Below are 274 nucleotides of genomic sequence, written 5' to 3' on the forward strand. Positions count from 1 at the left end.
AGATCCTTGACGCCTCGGTGCATGCCGTCGTCCAGCAGATGCCAGTCGAGGCTCTGGTTGTGATTCCACTCCTTCTCCTGGCCGAACTCGCAGCCCATGAAGAGCAGCTTCTTGCCCGGATGCCCCCACATGAAGCCGTAATAGGCACGCAGGTTGGCGAACTTCTGCCAGCGATCGCCCGGCATCTTGCCGAGGAGCGAGCCCTTCCCGTGCACCACCTCGTCGTGGGACAGGGGCAGGATGAAGTTCTCGGAGAAGGCGTAGAGCAGCCCGA

General features: G+C 62.0%; 1 pseudogene. It reads right to left on the reverse strand.

Going from position 1 to position 274, the window contains the following annotated elements:
• Positions 1 to 274: pseudogene (locus CVH10_RS20440) on the reverse strand (1,4-alpha-glucan branching enzyme); the annotation flags it as partial.

The organism is Halomonas sp. ND22Bw, assembly GCF_003011945.1.
Classification (GTDB): Bacteria; Pseudomonadota; Gammaproteobacteria; order Pseudomonadales; family Halomonadaceae; genus Halomonas; species Halomonas halophila.